This is a genomic window from Rhodococcus sp. NPDC060090 (assembly GCF_042729855.1).
In the GTDB taxonomy this organism is placed as follows: domain Bacteria; phylum Actinomycetota; class Actinomycetes; order Mycobacteriales; family Mycobacteriaceae; genus Rhodococcus.
In genome coordinates, this window is the sequence record NZ_JBHWXB010000018.1 from 67,869 (window position 1) to 86,038 (window position 18,170).

General features: G+C 65.8%; 15 protein-coding genes. 2 read left to right on the top strand and 13 right to left on the bottom strand.

Annotated features, from left to right (window positions below; genetic code table 11):
• Positions 1-51: 51 nt before the first annotated feature.
• Both ACFWCF_RS22175 and ACFWCF_RS22180 read left to right on the top strand, forming a co-directional pair.
• Complete coding sequence (locus tag ACFWCF_RS22175; protein ID WP_378566074.1) at positions 52-1,440, top strand: extracellular solute-binding protein; 1,389 nt, start codon at positions 52-54, stop codon at positions 1,438-1,440.
• On the top strand, positions 1,440-2,216 hold the full coding sequence (locus tag ACFWCF_RS22180; protein ID WP_378566077.1) for a glycerophosphodiester phosphodiesterase: 777 nt from the start codon (positions 1,440-1,442) through the stop codon (positions 2,214-2,216). The genes ACFWCF_RS22175 and ACFWCF_RS22180 overlap by 1 nt, the downstream gene beginning before the upstream one ends.
• Before the next feature lie 17 nt (positions 2,217-2,233).
• On the opposite strand, the gene nuoN is transcribed toward ACFWCF_RS22180, so the two are convergent.
• The 13 genes from nuoN to ACFWCF_RS22245 all read right to left on the bottom strand — a co-directional run bounded on the left by nuoN (position 2,234) and on the right by ACFWCF_RS22245 (position 18,155).
• On the bottom strand, positions 2,234-3,847 hold the full coding sequence (gene nuoN, locus ACFWCF_RS22185) for an NADH-quinone oxidoreductase subunit NuoN (RefSeq protein WP_378566179.1): 1,614 nt from the start codon (positions 3,845-3,847) through the stop codon (positions 2,234-2,236).
• A gap of 29 nt (positions 3,848-3,876) precedes the next feature.
• Complete coding sequence (locus ACFWCF_RS22190) at positions 3,877-5,577, bottom strand: NADH-quinone oxidoreductase subunit M (RefSeq protein ID WP_378566079.1); 1,701 nt, start codon at positions 5,575-5,577, stop codon at positions 3,877-3,879.
• A 15-nt stretch (positions 5,578-5,592) separates the two neighbouring features.
• A complete protein-coding gene (nuoL, locus tag ACFWCF_RS22195; protein ID WP_378566082.1) occupies positions 5,593-7,485 on the bottom strand; it encodes an NADH-quinone oxidoreductase subunit L in 1,893 nt (630 codons plus the stop codon).
• Positions 7,486-7,537: 52 nt separating this feature from the next.
• Positions 7,538-7,837 carry an NADH-quinone oxidoreductase subunit NuoK gene (gene nuoK / locus ACFWCF_RS22200; protein ID WP_054719375.1) on the bottom strand — a complete coding sequence of 100 codons (300 nt, stop codon included), beginning with the start codon at positions 7,835-7,837 and terminating at the stop codon, positions 7,538-7,540.
• Positions 7,834-8,673, bottom strand: coding sequence for an NADH-quinone oxidoreductase subunit J (locus tag ACFWCF_RS22205; RefSeq protein WP_378566085.1), 840 nt, complete (start codon positions 8,671-8,673; stop codon positions 7,834-7,836). The genes nuoK and ACFWCF_RS22205 overlap by 4 nt, the downstream gene beginning before the upstream one ends.
• Complete coding sequence (gene nuoI / locus ACFWCF_RS22210) at positions 8,670-9,224, bottom strand: NADH-quinone oxidoreductase subunit NuoI (RefSeq protein WP_378566088.1); 555 nt, start codon at positions 9,222-9,224, stop codon at positions 8,670-8,672. Before nuoI ends, ACFWCF_RS22205 begins: the two co-directional genes overlap by 4 nt.
• Positions 9,217-10,491, bottom strand: a complete 1,275-nt coding sequence (nuoH, locus tag ACFWCF_RS22215; RefSeq protein WP_378566091.1) for an NADH-quinone oxidoreductase subunit NuoH — start codon at positions 10,489-10,491, stop codon at positions 9,217-9,219. The genes nuoI and nuoH overlap by 8 nt, the downstream gene beginning before the upstream one ends.
• A complete protein-coding gene (locus tag ACFWCF_RS22220; RefSeq protein ID WP_378566093.1) occupies positions 10,488-13,019 on the bottom strand; it encodes an NADH-quinone oxidoreductase subunit G in 2,532 nt (843 codons plus the stop codon). Before ACFWCF_RS22220 ends, nuoH begins: the two co-directional genes overlap by 4 nt.
• Complete coding sequence (nuoF, locus tag ACFWCF_RS22225; RefSeq protein ID WP_378566096.1) at positions 13,016-15,148, bottom strand: NADH-quinone oxidoreductase subunit NuoF; 2,133 nt, start codon at positions 15,146-15,148, stop codon at positions 13,016-13,018. Before nuoF ends, ACFWCF_RS22220 begins: the two co-directional genes overlap by 4 nt.
• Positions 15,145-16,464, bottom strand: coding sequence for an NADH dehydrogenase (quinone) subunit D (nuoD, locus tag ACFWCF_RS22230; protein WP_378566099.1), 1,320 nt, complete (start codon positions 16,462-16,464; stop codon positions 15,145-15,147). The genes nuoF and nuoD overlap by 4 nt, the downstream gene beginning before the upstream one ends.
• Positions 16,461-17,159, bottom strand: coding sequence for an NADH-quinone oxidoreductase subunit C (locus tag ACFWCF_RS22235; protein ID WP_378566102.1), 699 nt, complete (start codon positions 17,157-17,159; stop codon positions 16,461-16,463). The genes nuoD and ACFWCF_RS22235 overlap by 4 nt, the downstream gene beginning before the upstream one ends.
• Positions 17,156-17,710 (bottom strand): NuoB/complex I 20 kDa subunit family protein, encoded by a 555-nt coding sequence (locus tag ACFWCF_RS22240; protein ID WP_378566105.1) that lies wholly within the window; start codon positions 17,708-17,710, stop codon positions 17,156-17,158. The genes ACFWCF_RS22235 and ACFWCF_RS22240 overlap by 4 nt, the downstream gene beginning before the upstream one ends.
• 85 nt (positions 17,711-17,795) lie before the next feature.
• Positions 17,796-18,155 carry an NADH-quinone oxidoreductase subunit A gene (locus ACFWCF_RS22245; protein WP_378566108.1) on the bottom strand — a complete coding sequence of 120 codons (360 nt, stop codon included), beginning with the start codon at positions 18,153-18,155 and terminating at the stop codon, positions 17,796-17,798.
• Between the last annotated feature and the right edge of the window lie 15 nt (positions 18,156-18,170).

Below are 18,170 nucleotides of genomic sequence, written 5' to 3' on the forward strand. Positions count from 1 at the left end.
CCTTTCGATTTCCCACGCTTCCAGTTCATTTCGCAACCCAGGAGAAATCCCATGTCGTTGTTCACCCGTGGACGTACGCTGAGTGCATCGCAGCTCAGCCGGCGCCGCTTTCTGACCATTGCCGGCGGCGCAGCCGCGTCGATCCCGATTCTCGCTGCCTGTGGCGCACCCGGGGGCGGCTCTGTGTCGGGAGGCTTCGCCCAGCCCGACGTCGCTGCCCCGTCGCAGTTCGCGGGACGGCAGAATGTCGTGTTCTGGAGCGGATGGTCGGGTACCAACGGTGAAGTTCTGGCGAATCTCATCAACAAGTTCAACGAGTCGCAGCAAGACATCTACGTCGAGATCCAGGTATTCCAGGGATACGACGGCTTGACCGAGAAGCTGTCCGCCGGACTACAGGCCCGGCAGGTTCCCGAGCTCGCCATCTTCTCCGACGTGTCGTGGAACAAATTCTTCCTGTCGGGTCATATGGAACCGCTCAGCAGCTATTTCACCGACACGTGGAACGCCGACACCTACCACGACCGGCTCTACGCCGAAGGCGTCGTACGCGACGAGCCGTACTGGCTGCCGTTCGGCCGGTCGACACCGTTGTTCTACTACAACAAGGAGATCTTCGCGCAAGCCGGTCTCCCCGACCGTGCCCCCGAGACGTGGGACGAGTTCCGGGACTGGGGCAACCGGATCACCGGCCGCGACTACCGCGGCAACAAGCTCATGATGCGCGCTTACACCGGATCCGACGACTGGTATTTCCAGGGTCTGCTGTGGAACTACGGCGGAGCGCTGTCCGAGGGCTTGGACGTGACGGTCGACTCCGCCGAGGCAATCGCGGCGGCCGAATTCGACCGCGCCTGCGTCAACGACGACAAGATCGGCTATCTGGCCCAGGAGATGAACACCGACTTCACCAACGGACTCGTCGCGACGATCACCAACTCCACGGGATCGCTCACCGGCCTGACCAAGGGCGCCGAGGCCGCCGGCTTCGAATTGGGCGCCGGCTTCCTCCCGGTCGAAGCGGACACCGGTGTCCCTACCGGTGGCGCCGGATTGGGCATCCTCAAGAACGCAGATCCCGAGCGCAAGGCCGCGGCAGCGAAGGTCATCGAGTTCCTTTCCGGCGACGAACAAGCCGCCGAATGGGCTGTCGGTACCGGCTACCTGCCTGCGACGAAGGGCGCCACCCGATCGCCGATCGTCACCTCGCGCATCGCCGAGGATCCCAACTACGGACTCGCGGTGGAGCAGCTCGACCGGGCCCGCCAGCCCGATCCTGCCCGCCTGTATGTGGGCTCGACCATCCTCGAGATGCGCACCGTCATCCAGAAGCTCTACACCGAGAACGCCGACCCTGCGGCCGCCCTGGGCGCCGCGGCCGCGGTCATTCGCCGCGACATCGAAGACATCCGCCCGCAGTACGAGGAGCTTGTTGCCTGATGCACACCGAGACCACCAAGAAGAGCGGCCGACGCGACACATACGCTGTCGTCGGACACCGTGGCGCACGAGACCTTTCGCCCGAGAACACCCTCGAGTCATTCCGGCTCGCCGAGGAGATCGGGGTCCACGAGCTCGAGTTCGACATTCGTCTGTCCGCGGACGGTGTCGCGATCGTGTTGCACGATGCGACCCTCGACCGCACCGCCGCGAACGAGGATGGTCGCGGGCTCGGCCCGGTTGCAGAGCTGACATACGAGCAGATCAAGGCGGTCGACGTCGGGGAGGGTCGCTACGTGCCGACCCTCGCGGAGGTGATCGCCGAGACCACAGTGCCCCTGCAGGTCGAGATCAAAGCGGTCGAAGCGTGCGACGAGATCGCCCGCGTCGTCGACGAATTGCATCCTGCCGACGCCGAACGCATCCGGTTCACGAGCTTTCGGCCGGAGGCTCTGCGCCGCATGCATGCGTTGGCCCCGGAGATCTCCCGCGGCCTGATCACCCACGGCTACCCGGACGCAGAGCGTCACCCGAGCGGCATCGAGACGGTGCTCGCGGAGGTCGAGGCCACCGCGTTCTACTGCGGATGGGACGGACTGACCGACGAACTCGTCGACCGTATCCACGATGCCGGATACGAGATGGCGGCATGGCCGGTCCGGAGCCTCGAGGAGGTGCGCCGCGGACTCGAGCTCGGCTTCAACGGCGGTACCGTCGACGATCCGCGCGCGGGTGTCGAGTGGCTCGAGCAGGCACGAGAGCAGTCGTCGAACTGACACCACGGGCGGGCTGCTCAGGACAGGAACGGAGCTGCCTGCCCTGCAAGGTCGAGCAGCGGTTGCGGCACGATACCGAGAAGCAACGTGATCACGGCAGTCACCACAATGGTGGCTGTCGTGAGCACGCTCGGCATCACGATCGCCGGTGCATCGGCCGGAGGGTCGCGGAAGAACATCAAGACGATTACCCGCACATAGAAGTAGGCGGCGATCGCGCTCGCGACCACACCCACGATCACCAGGGGCAGCGCACCCCCCGATATCGCGGCACTGAACACACCCAGTTTCGCGATGAATCCGCCGGTGAGCGGAATTCCTGCCATCGACAACAAGAACAGTGCGAATACACCGCCGAGAAGCGGTGAACGCCGTCCGGCCCCCTCCCAGCGGGACAGATCCCACGCTTCTCCGTCCGGGTCGCGCACAAGGGTGACCACGGCGAACACTCCGACCGTGCCTATCCCGTAGACGAGCAGATAGAACAGTGTCGACGAAACTCCCTGCTCATTCGCGGCCACGACTCCGGTCAGCACGAAACCCGTGTGGCTGATCGCCGAGTACGCCAGCATCCGTTTGACGTCGGTCTGTGTCACCGCCAGAACCGCACCGACCAGCATGGTGGCGATGGCCACTGCCCAGAGGATCGGTCGCCACTCGTCGCTCAGACCCGGCACCGCGACATGGAGAACACGGAGCAGCGCACCGAACGCCGCAATCTTCGTCGCGGCCGCCATGAACGCCGTCACCGCGGTGGGTGCGCCCTGATAGACATCGGGTGTCCACGAATGGAACGGCACCGCACCGATTTTGAACAGCAACCCCACCGACAGCAGACCGACGCCGATGAGAGCCGTGGCGTCACTGCCGGTACCCGATGCCACGGTGTCGGCGATACCGGCCAGCGAGACGGTGCCCGCGTACCCGTACAGCAACGCGACACCGTAGAGGAAGAACGCCGACGAGAACGCACCGAGCAGGAAGTATTTGAGCGCCGCCTCCTGCGACAGCAACCGCCGACGACGCGACAACCCGCACAGCAGATACAGCGGCAACGACAACACTTCGAGCGCGATGAACATCGTCAGGAGGTCGTCCGACGCGGGGAAGAGCATCATGCCGCCGACCGCGAACAGCACCAGCGGAAACACCTCGGTGCGGGCGATCCCCGCGTCGGTGGCTTCCTGTTCGGCCGCGCTGCCGGGTACCGATGCGGCCTGCGGAGTGAAGGCATCCGTTCGAGTACGCGTCTCCGCACCGACCGATGCCAGTGCGGCGTCCGCGGTCGACCGCGCACTCTCCACACCGCGCTCGGCAACGAGCGCAACCGCGAGAATCGACACGATGAGAATCGCGCCCTGCAGGAACAGTGCCGGGCCGTCGACCACCACGGCACCGGCCGCCGTGGCCGTCTCGGTTCCGGCGAGCACCACCACTGCGACGAGCGCCGCGATCAGGCCGCCGAACGCCAGCACCAGGTGACTCGCGTAGCGTCCGCGGGCCGGTGCGAATGCTTCGACGATGACCCCCACTACAGCCACGCCGAACACGATGAGCATCGGGCTGAGCACGCCGTAGTCGATGGCGGGAGCCGGCAACGATTGGGCGAGAACCACTGTGCTGTCGACAATCACTGTGCTGTCGACGCTGTCGGAAGACCTCACCGGTGTGCACCTCCTCCGGAGCCGATACCGGCTTCCCTTTCTGCCACGGGCCGCTCGGGTGGCACGAGCGGTTCGGGATCCTGCTCGCCGACGTGGACGAGGGTGTGGTCGACCGCGGGGGTGATCACGTCGAGCACCGGTCTCGGATAGACGCCGAGGACGATCAACAATGCGATCAGCGGTGCGACCACGAGGATCTCGCGGGGCACGAGATCGGTGATCGAGGTTGCGTGCCCCTCACTCGAATCGTCGGCCGATGAGCCACCGGGAGCCGGGTCGGAGTCGGCGCGCACCGGTCCTCCCATCATGCGCTGGTACAGCCACAGCACGTACAACGCAGACAGGACCAGCGCGATGGTCGCGATGATCGCCGCGACCTGATATCGCGGATAGGTGCCGACGAAGACGAGGAATTCACTGACGAACGGCGCGAGACCCGGCAGTGACAGCGTGGCAAGTCCCGCGACGAGGAACGTGCCCGCGAGGATCGGTGCGATTTTCTGGACGCCGCCGTATGCCGCGATCGCGCGGGAACCGCGCCGCGACACCAGGAACCCGGCGATCAGGAACAGCGCCGCGGTGGAGATGCCGTGGTTGACCATGTACAGCGTCGACCCCGCCTGCCCCTGACTGGTCATCGCGAAGATACCGAGAATGATGAACCCGAAGTGCGAGATGGAGGTGTACGCGATCAGTCGCATCACGTCGGTCTGCCCGATTGCAAGCATCGCGCCGTAGACGATGCCGATCACCGAGAGAGTCACCATGAACGGCGCGAAGTAGGTCGAGGCATCGGGGAACAACTGCAGGCAGTACCGCAGCATGCCGAAGGTGCCGACCTTGTCGACCACCGCCATCATGAGCACCGCGGACACCGGTGTGGTCTGCACCGCCGCGTCGGGAAGCCAGCCGTGCAGTGGCCACAATGGGGCTTTGACGGCGAACGCGAACATGAAGCCGAGGAACAGCGCGTTCAGTACCGCAGGGGTCGCGCCCAGTTCGCCCGATGAGGCAGCGAGGGCGATGCGCCGGAAGTCGAAGGTGCCGACCGTGCCCGACTCCCCCAGCCCGGCCTGCGCGGTGACGACATACAGGCCGATGACGGCCGCCAACATGATCAGGCCACCGAACAGGTTGTAGATCAAGAACTTCACCGCGGCGCGGGAACGCTGGGTTCGCTCGCTTCCGCGACCACCGAACCCGCCGATGAGGAAGTACATCGGGATGAGCATCGCTTCGAAGAAGACATAGAACAGCAGGATGTCGAGTGAGACGAAGGAGATGAGCACCATCGCCTCGACGAGCAGAATCAGCGCCGTGTAGGTGTGGGCGGCGCGGGGCCGGGATGCGGGCGCGGCCTCCACGACGGCGTGCCGATCGTCGTGCCATCCGGCGATTAGGAGCAGCGGCACGAGCACCGTGGTCAACAGCACGAGCACCAGCGCGATGCCGTCGATGCCGAGCGTGTAGCCGGCGCCGAACGCGGGGATCCACGTGTGCGATTCGACGAACTGGAACTGCTCACCGCCGGGTTCGAAGCTCGCTGCGAGCACCACCGCGACAGCGAGGGTCAGCACCCCGGCGACCACGGCTACGCCCTTCGCGAGCGTCCGCATCCGCGCGGGCACCGCGAGGACGAGGACTGCACCGACGACCGGGAGCACCCACAGGATCGTCAACCACGGAAATTCGTTCATGCTCGGCTCACCCCCTCACAACCGCACCAGCATCAGCGCTGCGACCACGACTGCCGCACCGGCGAACATGTACAGCGCATATGACCGCACGAAACCGGTCTGCAGGCGACGCAACGAACTCGACAACCCGGCGATTGCGCCAGAGGTACCGGAGACGACGCCGTTCACGCCGGTGTTCTCGACTGCCACCAGAGTGCGCACCATTCCTCGGCCGGGTCGCATGAAGGCCGCTTCGTCGAACGCGTCGCCGTAGAGGTCGTGGCGCGCGGCGACGGTCAGCGCCGACACGTCGTCGGGCGCCGTCTCGGGGATCTGACGCCTCGCGTACTCGCGGTAGGCGAGCGCGACACCGACGAGGACCACGGCGAGGGTCATGAGCGTGACCAGCCACACCGGAAGGCCACCTTCGTGATGCTCCGATCCGACAACGGGTTCGAGCCAATTCTGCAGCGACCCACCGAGAACGAGGAGGCCACCGGCGGCGACGGACCCCACGGCGAGCAGGATCATCGGCCACACCATGATGCCCGGGGATTCGTGGGGATCGGCATCGTCCTTCCACCGACGTTCCCCGAAGAACGTCATGATCATCACGCGGCTCATGTAGAACGCGGTCAGGCCCGCGCCGAACAGTGTGGCGACACCGAGAATCACGCCCTTCGCGCCGGGCTCGGCGAACGCCACCTCGATGATCTTGTCCTTCGAGAAGAAACCGGCGAACGGTGGGATTCCGATGATCGCCAGGTATCCGAGACCGAACGTGATGAAAGTGAGGGGCATGAGTGTGCGCAGCCCGCCATAGCGTCGCATGTCGGTCTCGTCGTTCATTCCGTGCATCACCGACCCGGCGCCGAGGAACAGCCCGGCCTTGAAGAATCCGTGGGTGAGCAGGTGCAGGATCGCGAATGCGTATCCGGCCGGACCGAGCCCCGCCGCAAGCACCATGTACCCGATCTGACTCATCGTCGACGCGGCAAGCGCCTTCTTGATGTCGTCCTTCGCGCAGCCGATGATCGCGCCGAACAACAGCGTTGCGGTGCCGACGATGACGACCGCGAGCTGGGCAACGGGCGCCGCGTCGAAGATCGCGTGGGCGCGGGTGATGAGGTAGACCCCCGCGGTGACCATCGTCGCGGCGTGGATGAGCGCGGACACCGGTGTGGGGCCTTCCATCGCGTCGCCGAGCCACGACTGCAGTGGCAGCTGCGCGGATTTCGCGCAGGCGGCGAGGAGCAACGCAAGACCGAGTGCGGTGAGTGTTCCTTCGCTCGCGGCGGGGACTGCGGCGAACACCTCGTCGTACGAGAGGGTGCCGAAGGTCGCGAACATGACCATGAGGGCGACGAGCAGACCCATGTCGCCGACCCGGTTGACGACGAACGCCTTCTTCGCGGCGGTCGCGGCGGCGAGTTTGTGCTGCCAGAACCCGATGAGCAGGTACGACGCCAAGCCGACACCCTCCCAGCCGAGATACAGGCCGAGGAAGTTATCGGCGAGCACGAGAAGCAGCATCGCCGCGAGGAACAGGTTCAGATAGGCGAAGAAGCGGCGTCGGGCATCGTCGTGCGCCATATAGCCGATCGAGTAGAGGTGGATCAGCGACCCGACTCCCGTGATCAGCAGGACGAAGCACATGGACAGCTGGTCGAGTTGCAGTCCGAAGTCGACCCGCAGACTGTCGACCGGCACCCAGACGAACAGAGTTTCCTGCACTGTTCGTTCGGCGGCAGTGGCACCGACCATGTCGAAGAATGCAACGAATCCGAGTACGAACGAGGCGATCGCCGTAGCGCATCCGAGCAGATGCCCCCACGGGTCGCTGCGGCGCCCGGCCAACAGCAGCACAGCGGCGCCGGCGAGCGGCAGTGCCGGGATCAGCCAGATGATCGTGGCGATCGACGAGCTCATGACGCACGTCCTCTCGTCGCTTCGTGGGCTGTCACACTCACCGTCCTGACGGTCAGTATTTGAGGAGGTTGGCGTTGTCGACGGACGCCGAACGGCGGGACCGGAAGATCGTGACGATGATCGCGAGTCCCACCACCACTTCCGCGGCGGCAACGACCATCGTGAAGAACGCGAACACCTGGCCGTGCAGGTTGCCGTGCATCCGGGCGAAGGTGACGAACGCCAGGTTGGCTGCGTTGAGCATCAGTTCGATACTCATGAACACGACGATCGCGTTGCGCCGCAGCAATACTCCGGACGCACCGATCGTGAAGAGCAGCGCCGACAGATACAGGTAGTTCTCCGGGTTCACGCCCCATCCCCCTCCTCTGTGGTGTTCTGCGCTGGGCCGTCCGTCTTCGGGCCCTCCGTCTTCGGGCGTTCCGTCTCCACCGGACCGGGAACTCCCAGATCCGACGGCTGCCAGTCGCGGCCGATCCGCTGCAGCAGTGGGCCGACGGACTCATCGGAGAAGGACCCGTCGGGCAACAGAGCGGGGACGTCCGCCGCATTGTGCCGCGCGTACACGCCGGGTGACGGCAACGGCGTGACGCGACCGCCCTCTCGGAATCGGCGTTCGGCGCGTTCCCGTTGCGTTTCCCGAGGTCGTACACGTTCGCGGTGCGCGAGCACCATCGCGCCGACCGTCGCAGTGATCAGCAGCGCGCCGGTGAGTTCGAAGGCCCACACGTAGTCGAGGAAGAGCAGTTCGGCGAGTGCTTCGACGTTGCCCGCCGCATTGGCGTCGTCGAGGCCGACGAACGTAGTGGTCGCTGCGTTGCCGAGGCCGCCGATAAGCAGGAGCCCGAATCCCATCCCCACCACGATGGCGAGTACACGTTGCGCCCGAAGGGTTTCGACGAGCGAGTCGGACGAGTCGATACCGACCAGCATGAGCACGAACAGGAAGAGCATCATGACCGCGCCGGTGTAGACGACCACCTGGACGACACCGAGGAACAACGCGCCCTGCGCGATGTAGAAGATCGCGAGCACGATCATTGTCATGGCTAGGAAGATCGCAGAGTAGACCGCTCTTGCGGCACCGACGACGCCCAGCGCCCCGATCACCGCGACCGTGCCGAGAATCCAGAACTGGACCGCTTCACCGGTCGAGGTGGCCTCCGCCGCGAGGGCAGCGGCGCTCATGACGCCTGCTCCTCGTCACCGTCGGCTTCGCTTCCGGAAGCGCCGGGAGTCGGTACGGTGCCGCGGTAGTAGTCGTCGTCGGTGGCTCCCGGCGCCATCGGGTGCGGTGGTGGCTGCATTCCCGGTTCGAGAGGTGCCAGCAACCGGTCCTTGGTGTAGATGAGGTCGGTGCGGTTGTCGTCGACCATCTCGTAGTCGTTGGTCATGGTCAGCGCACGGGTGGGGCACGCTTCGATGCACAGTCCGCAGCCGATACAGCGGAGATAGTTGATCTGGTAGTCGAGTCCGTATCGTTCGCCCGGCGAGTAGCGTTCGGTCTCGGTGTTGTCTGCGCCCTCGACGAAAATCGCGTCGGCAGGACACGCCCATGCGCACAATTCGCAGCCGATGCACTTCTCGAGTCCGTCGGCGTAGCGGTTGAGTTGGTGCCTGCCGTGGAAGCGCGGCGCGGTGGGGGTCTTGACCTCGGGATAGAACTCGGTGTTGGGCTTTTTGAACATCGTCGACAGGGTCACACCGAAACCCGCCAGCGGGCCCAGAAATTCAGACATCGCTCGACTCCTCGGATGTGGATGGTGCAGCGGGGACCGGGATCGGCGGCACCGGGAACCCTCCGGCCATCGGGTCGAAAGCGGACCCGGCCGACGGGACGGTCATGGAAAGGCTTCTGTCGCGGCGGCGGGAACGGATCGTCAGGTAGGCGAACAGCGCTGCGGTGAGAAGCACACCTGCGACGACGAGGGTTGCCGATTCCGGTACGACATCCTCGGCGGCGAGTTGCCGCACGACAGCGACGACCATCACCCAGATCACGGCGACGGGAATGAGCAGTTTCCATCCCAGCGCCATGAATTGGTCGTATCGCAGGCGTGGGAGCGTGCTGCGCAGCCATACGAAGACGAACAGCACACCCCACACCTTGACGACGAACCACAGCACGGGCCACCAGCCGGAATTCGCCCAGGCGCCCATGTTGAACGGCCACGGTGCGTGCCATCCACCGAGGAACATCGTGGTCGCCAGCGCCGAGACGGTGATCATGTTCACGTACTCCGCGAGCATGAACATCGCGAAGCGCAGCGAGGAGTACTCGGTGTGGAAACCGCCCACGAGTTCACCCTCTGCCTCGGGGAGATCGAACGGTGCGCGGTTGGTTTCGCCGACCATCGACACCGAGTAGATGAGGAACGACGGGATCAGCAGCACGACGTACCACATGCCCTCCTGCGCGGCAACGATGCCGGAGGTCGACATCGTGCCTGCAAGCAGGAACACCGCGGCGAAGGTCAGGCCCATCGCGATCTCGTAACTGATGACCTGCGCCGTCGAGCGCAGGCCACCGAGGAGCGGGTAGGTGGAGCCGGAGGCCCAGCCCGCGAGGACGATGCCGTAGACCCCGACCGAGGTGACCGCGAGGATGTAGAGGACGGCCACGGGAAGGTCGGTCAGCTGCAGCGGCGTGGACTGGCCGAACACCGAGACCACGGGTCCGAACGGGATCACGGCGAAGGCCATGAAGGCGGGTGCCGTCGCGATCACCGGCGCGAGCAGATAGATCGGCTTGTCGACTCCGGTGGGGATGATGCCTTCCTTGAGGCCCAGTTTGATGCCGTCCGCCACGGTTTGGAGCAGGCCTTTGGGGCCGACCCGGTCGGGACCGACGCGCATCTGCATCCATGCCATGACCTTGCGTTCGGCGAGGATCAGGACGAGGGTCGTCAGGACGAGGAACGCGAAGATCACCAGTGCTTTCGCTATCACCAGCCACCACGGATCGGTGCCGAACATCGACAGGTCGGCCGATCCTGCCCCGGTCATCGTTGCGCCTCCTCACCGACGGACGCTTCCTCACCGACGGACGCTTCCTCACCGACGGACGCTTCCTCACCGACGGACACTGTGGCGCGGATCCGCACGATCGCGCCCGCGTCGACGGCGAGGCGTTCGTGCACCTCGGAACCTTCGGACGCGAGGGGAACCCAGACCACGCGATCCGGTAGTGCATCGATCACGAGCGGAAGGGTGATCTCTCCGCGCTCCGTCGCCACCGTCAGCGGCTCGCCTTCGCGCGCGCCGATCTCGTCGGCGGTCGCGGCCGACAGACGTGCGACAGGTGCTCGTGCGGTCCCGGCGAGGTTCGGTTCGCCGTCCTGCATGCGTCCGGTATCGAGGAGTAACCGCCATGTCGACAGGACAGCCTCACCCAGAACAGGTTTCGGTACCTCGTCCGGCAATGCCTCGGGGAACGACAATGCCTCGGGGAACGACAATGCCTCGAGGAATTCTGGGCCGGTGCTGCGCCGCTGTCCCAACGCGACGAGTTCGGTTCGGGCCGCTGCCACGTCGGGTAGTCCGAGCGGAATGCTCATGGTCTCGGCGATCGCATCGAGGATCCGGAGGTCGGACAGCGCCCCGGTATCGGGCAGCGCGGTGGGGAACGGCCGCTCACGGCCCTCCCAGTCGATGAAGGTGCCGGCCTTCTCGGCGACGGGAGCCACCGGGAAGACGACGTCGGCCCTGTCTGTGATCTCGCTGCGGCGGATTTCGAGACTCACCACGAACCCCGCGGCGTCGATCGCCGCGCGAGCTGCCGGCGGATCGGGTAGATCGGCGACGTCGACACCCGCGACCACCAGTGCGGGCAGTTCCCCCGATGCCGCGGCGCCGAGGATGCCCGCAGTGTCGCGCCCCGGCGCCTCGGGTATCGGATATTCAGTGCCCCAGACGGATTCGATCTCGCGTCGAGCCTCGGGATCGGCCACCGCCCGCCCTCCGGGGAGCAATGTAGGGAAGGCTCCGGCTTCGAGTGCCCCTCGGTCTCCCGCCCGTCGCGGCACCCACGCGAGCCGCGCACCGGTGTCGTCGACGAGGCGCGCAGCCGCGGTCAGCGCACCGGGTGCTGCGGCGAGCCGCTCGCCCACCAGGATGATCGCGCCTTCGCGTCGCAGTTGTTCGTCGAGTTCCGGGTGCGTGCCGGTGCGCAGGTCGTCGAGCATCCGAGCTTCGCCGCCCGGAACGCAGTCGAGGAGGGTTCCGGACATCTTCTGCAGCCCTCGGCTCGCGTGTGACGCGACCGAGAACACCACCGTGCCCCTCTTCTGGACGGCCTTGCGCAGCCGCAGGAAGATCAGCGGTGATTCCTCTTCGGGTTCGACACCGACGAGAAGCACGACCGGCGCCTTTTCGAGGTCGGCGTAGGTCACCGACATGCGTGTACCTGCGATCCGGACACCGAGGAATCCGGTCTCCTCCGGGGTGTGCAGACGAGCTCTGAAGTCGATGTCGTTGGTGCCGAGCGTGATTCGTGCGAATTTCGCGTATGCGTAGGACTCTTCCCAGGTGAGACGTCCGCCGGTCAGCACACCCGTGTTGCCGCGAGCGGCAGCGAGCCCCCGGGCAGCGACGGTGAGCGCCGCGGGCCACGACGCCGCGACGAGCGCTCCCGTGGAGTCTCGAACGAGCGGCCCGGTGAGCCGGTCGGGTTCAGTGGCGTAGGTGAACGCCCATCTGCCCTTGTCGCAGTTCCACTCCTCGTTGACCTCGGGGTCGTCGCCCGCGAGACGGCGCATCACCGATCCGCGCCGGTGGTCGGTGCGTTGCGCGCACCCGCCGGCGCAGTGTTCGCACACACTCGGGGTCGAGACGAGGTCGAAGGGGCGGGCCCGGAAGCGGTACGAGCTTCCGGTCAGTGCTCCGACGGGGCACACCTGCACGGTATTGCCGGAGAAATACGATTCGAACGGTTCCTCGGTGTAGATGCCGACCTGTTGGAGGGCCCCACGGTCGAGCATGTCGATGAAGCGGTCGCCCGCGATCTGGTCGGAGAAGCGGGTGCAGCGGGCACACAGCACGCATCGCTCCCGGTCGAGGAGTACCTGTGACGAGATGGCGATGGGTTTGGGATAGGTGCGTTTGACGTCGTCGAAGCGGGTTTGAGGCCGGCCGTTGGACATCGCCTGGTTCTGTAGCGGACATTCACCGCCCTTGTCGCACACGGGGCAGTCGAGGGGGTGGTTGATCAGGAGAAGTTCCATCACGCCCTGCTGCGCCTTGTCGGCGACGGGTGACGTGGCCTGCGTGCGCACGATCATGCCCTCGGTGGCCACTGTGGTGCACGACGCGAGCGGCTTGCGCTGGCCTTCGACTTCGACGAGGCACTGGCGGCAGGCGCCGACAGGATCGAGGAGCGGGTGGTCGCAGAACCTGGGAATCTGGATGCCGATGAGTTCGGCGGCCCGGATCACCAGGGTGCCTTTGGGGACGGAGAGTTCGGTGTCGTCGATGGTGACGGTGACGAGATCGACGGGGGTCGTGTCGCCGGCTCCGTTCTCTGCTGCGGCGGTCATGAGTTCTCCCCTCCGGTCGCGTGCACCGACGACAGGGCTGCCAGGCCCGGATCGAACGGGCATCCCCCGTGCTCGAAATGCGCGACGTACTCGTCGCGGAAGTAAGCGAGCGACGACGTGATCGGGCTCGTGGCACCATCCCCGAGCGCGCAAAAGGCACGTCCGAGGATGTTGTCTGCGATGTCGAGCAGTTTCTCGAGGTCGGCTTCGGTGCCGCGTCCGTGTTCGAGCCGGTGCAGGATCTGTTCGAGCCAGAACGTACCCTCGCGACACGGGGTGCACTTGCCGCACGATTCGTGCGCGTAGAACTCCGTCCACCGCAGCACGGTGCGCACCACGCAGGTGGTGTCGTCGAAGATCTGCAGGGCGCGGGTGCCGAGCATCGACCCGGCTTCCCCGACATGCTCGTAGTCGAGTGGGACGTCGAGGTGTTCGTCGGTGAAGATCGGCGTGGACGAGCCTCCGGGTGTCCAGAACTTGATCCGGTGTCCCGGGCGCACACCCCCGGCGAGGTCGAGTAGCTCGCGCAAGGTGATGCCGAGCGGCGCTTCGTACTGGCCGGGGTTGTTCACGTGTCCCGACAGCGAGAACAGTGCGAATCCCGGGGATTTCTCGGTGCCCATCGAGCGGTACCACTCGACACCGTTGCGGATGATCGGCGGCACGTTCGCGATCGATTCGACGTTGTTGACCACGGTGGGGCAGGCGTAGAGGCCGGCGACGGCGGGGAATGGGGGTCGCAGACGGGGCTGGCCGCGTCGGCCTTCGAGGGAGTCGAGAAGGGCTGTCTCCTCGCCGCAGATGTACGCACCCGCACCGGCGTGGACGACGAGTTCGAGGTCGTATCCGGAGCCGAGAATGTCGCGGCCGAGGTATCCCGCGTCGTAGGCCTCGGCGACCGCGGCCTGCAACCGGCGAAGCACCGGCACTGCTTCGCCGCGCAGATAGATGAATGCGTGTCGCGCGCGGATCGCGTAAGCCGAGATGACGACGCCTTCGACGAGCGCGTGGGGGGTCGCGAGCATCAGCGGCATGTCCTTGCAGGTGCCCGGTTCGGATTCGTCGGCGTTGACGACGAGGTAGTGCGGTTTTTCGTCGCCCTGCGGGATGAAGGACCATTTGGTGCCGGTCGAGAACCCGGCCCCACCGCGTCCTCGCAGGCCGGAGTGTTTGACGTCGTCGATGATCTCGTCGGGATCTTTACCCAGCGCGATCTGCAGGGCGTCGTATCCGCGGTGGCGCCGGTATGTGTCGAGGGTCCAGGATCGGTCGTCGTCCCAGTACTCGGTGAGGACGGGCGTCAGAGTGGAGTCGAGCGGCTCGTCGTGCACCACGGATTCGTCCGACACGGGAGGCGCCTGCATGTGCTTGTCGCGAGCGAGACGCAGGCCGACGAGCGAGGCCGGACCGGCGCTGCCTCCTGCCTCGAGCACTCCGGGCCGGTCGTCCGGGAATCCGGCGAGGAGGCGGGCGGTGTCGCGGAAGGTACGCAATGGGGCCCCGCGCGTGGGTTCCGGTGGTGTCCCGGCCCGCAGATCGTCGACGAGGGCCGCCGCGGAGCCGACGGTGCGGTTGTCGAACAGTTCCCAGTTGACGGTCATCACCGGCGCGTAGTCGCAGGCGGCGTTGCATTCGATGTGTTCGAGCGTGATCGTGCCGTCAGGTGTGGTGCCGCCGTTGTCCACCCCGAGCCGCGCACAGAGGGTGGTGTAGATGTCGTCGCCGCCCATCGTCGCGCACAGCGCGTTGGTGCATACACCGACGTGGTAGGTGCCCGTCGGGGACCGGCGGTACATCGTGTAGAAGGTCGCGACGGCGGCGACCTCCGCCCCGGTCAGTCCGAGGTGGCCTGCGCAGAACTCGATACCGGCCGGGGTTATGTAGCTGTCCTCGGACTGGACGAGATGCAGCAGCGGCAACAGAGCCGATCTGCTGTGCGGGTACCGGGCAATGATCTGCGCGGCGTCGGCGTCGAGGCGGGCGCGGACGTCTCCGGGGTAGCTGCGACGGTCACCGGCTCGCACCAGCAGGGTGTCTTCCTCGGGCCGAGGCCCGAGCGGCACGAAGACCGGTTCTGCCGCCGAAGACCCCGGCCCCGCTACCACCGGCACGATGTGTTCGGTGCTCATCGGTCCACTCCCCCCATCACCGGGTCGATGCTCGCGACCGCGGCGATCACGTCCGAGATCATGCCGCCCTCGCACATCGCGGCGACTGCCTGGAGATTCGTGAATGAGGGGTCGCGGTAGTGCACGCGATAGGGGCGGGTTCCGCCATCACTGACCATGTGCACGCCGATTTCGCCGCGGGGTGATTCGACGGCCACGTATACCTGGCCTGCAGGTACCCGGATGCCTTCGGTGACGAGTTTGAAGTGGTGGATGAGATCTTCCATCGAAGTACCCATGATGGTGCGGATGTGCTCGAGCGAGTTGCCGAGGCCGTCGGGGCCGAGCGCCAGCTGCGCCGGCCACGCAATCTTTCTGTCCTGTACCATCACCGGTCCGGGCTGGAGCCGGTCGAGGCATTGTTCGACGATCTTCAGCGACTCCCACATCTCCCCCACCCGGATCAGGTAGCGGCCGTAGCAGTCGTTTCCGGTGTGGGTGACGACCTCGAATTCGTAGTTCTCGTAGCCGCAGTACGGTTGGGCCCGGCGCAGATCGTGCGGCAGGCCGGTGGCGCGCAGGATCGGGCCGGTGACACCGAGCGCCATGCATCCGGTGAGGTCGAGGTATCCGATTCCTTCGGTGCGTGCCTTCCAGATCGGGTTGTCGTTGAGCAGCAGCTCCATGTCGCGCAACCTGCTGGGCATGAGCTTCAGCAGATCGCGGATCTTGGGCACGGCCTCGGACGGGAGGTCCTGGACGAGGCCACCGGGCCGGATGTAGGCGTGGTTCATACGCAGGCCGGTGACGATCTCGAACACCTCGAGGACGAGTTCACGTTCGCGGAATCCGAACAGCATCGGTGTGGTGGCGCCGAGTTCCATGCCTCCGGTCGCGAGGGCCACCAGGTGCGACGAGATGCGGTTCAGTTCCATGAGCATCACGCGGATGATCGAGGCGCGTTCGGGGATCAGGTCGGTGATGCCGAGGAGTTTCTCGACTCCCAGGCAGTAGGCGGTCTCGTTGAAGAACGGCGACAGGTAGTCCATCCTGGTCACGAAGGTGACGCCCTGCGTCCAGTTGCGGTATTCGAGATTCTTCTCGATTCCGGTGTGCAGGTAGCCGATTCCGCATCGGGCTTCGGTCACCATTTCGCCGTCGATCTCGAGGATCAGGCGCAGTACGCCGTGGGTGGACGGGTGCTGCGGGCCCATGTTGACCACGATGTGGTCTTCACCGGCGGCACGTGCTGCGGCGCTGATCTCGTCCCAGTCCTGCCCTGCGGCGTCGTAGACGGTCGTGCCGGTATCCGATTCCGTTGCAGCGTCGTTCGTCAATTGTAGGCCCTCCGCTCGTCCGGTGGCGGGATCTGTGCGCCCTTGTACTCGACGGGGATTCCGCCGAGCGGGTAGTCCTTGCGTTGCGGGTGGCCGTTCCAGTCGTCGGGCATCTGGATCCGGGTCAGGGCCGGATGCCCGTCGAAGACGAGACCGAAGAAGTCGTAGGTCTCGCGTTCGTGCCAGTCCGTTGTCGGGTAGACGGTGTGGAGGGACGGAATGTGAGGATCGGCGTCGGGTGCGGCGACCTCGACGAGGATGCGCCGGTTGTGCGTGATCGACATCAGGGGATACACCGCGTGCAGTTCGCGGCCGGTGTCCTCCGGGTAGTGCACGCCGCTGACGCCGAGGCACAGTTCGAATCGCAGAGCGGAATGGTCGCGCAGGGTGCGTGCGACCAGCGGGAGGTGCTCGCGGTGTACGTGCACGGTCAGCTCTCCCCGGAACACGACGATCCGCTCCACCGCGCTGCCGAACCCGGCGGGGTCCGCGTCGTTCAAGGCATCCTCGAGCGTGTCGGCGACGTCGTCGAGGTACCCGCCGAACGGTCTCGGGCTGCTGCCCGGCAGCGAGATCCGGCGGACGAGCCGCCCGTAGCCACTGGTGTCGCCGGTGTCGCGAACGCCGAACATTCCCCGGCGCTCAGCGATGGCATCGGGTGGCGCGGGCGAGTCGCGAGTCGCATCGTCGGTCATCTGCGCGGCACCTTCAGCTCGATGAGCGGGCGCTGTGCGAGGGCAGCCTGCTCGGCCGCGCGCACCGCCTCTTCGCGGTTGCTTCCGAGCGGCATGTGCTGGATCTTGTCGTGCAGCGCGAGGATCGCATTGATCAGCATTTCCGGGCGCGGCGGGCATCCGGGTAGGTAGATGTCGACGGGCACCACGTGATCGACGCCCTGCACGATCGCGTAGTTGTTGAACATCCCCCCGGACGACGCGCACACCCCCATCGAGAGAACCCATTTCGGTTCGACCATCTGGTCGTAGACCTGACGGAGAGCCGGCGCCATCTTCTGACTGACGCGGCCGGCGACGATCATCACGTCGGCCTGACGCGGCGACGCACGGAACGCCTCCATCCCGAATCGAGCGATGTCGAAACGTCCCCCCGCAGTCGACATCATCTCGATGGCGCAGCACGCGAGACCGAACGAGGCCGGCCACAGTGATCCTTTCCGGGCGAACCCGGCGAGCACTTCGACCGTGCTGAGCAGAAATCCGCTCGGGACCTTCTCTTCGAGACCCATGTCCGACTTCTACCACCTTCGACAGGATTGTGGATCTTATTCGGGCGCAATCAATTTGCGGAGAACAATTTTCGGGTTCATCCGGTCAGTCCCATGCCAGGCCGCCCCGTCTCCACTCGTAGGCGTATGCGACGAACACGTTGAACATGAACAACCCCATGGCGACCAGACCGAACATCCCGAGGGCATCGAAATGCACCGCCCACGGGTACAGGAAGACGATCTCGATGTCGAAGATGATGAACAGCATGGCCGTCAGGTAGTACTTGACCGGAAATCGGCCGCCGCCGGTCGGCTGCGGCGTCGGATCGATACCGCACTCGTAGGCGTCGAGTTTCGCCCGGTTGTAACGACTCGGACCGGCGATGCTCGCGACGACCACGGAGAAGAGGGCGAACGCGAGCGCGACTGCGCCGAGCACCAGAATCGGCACGTAGACGTTCATCGGCACCTCCGGTTC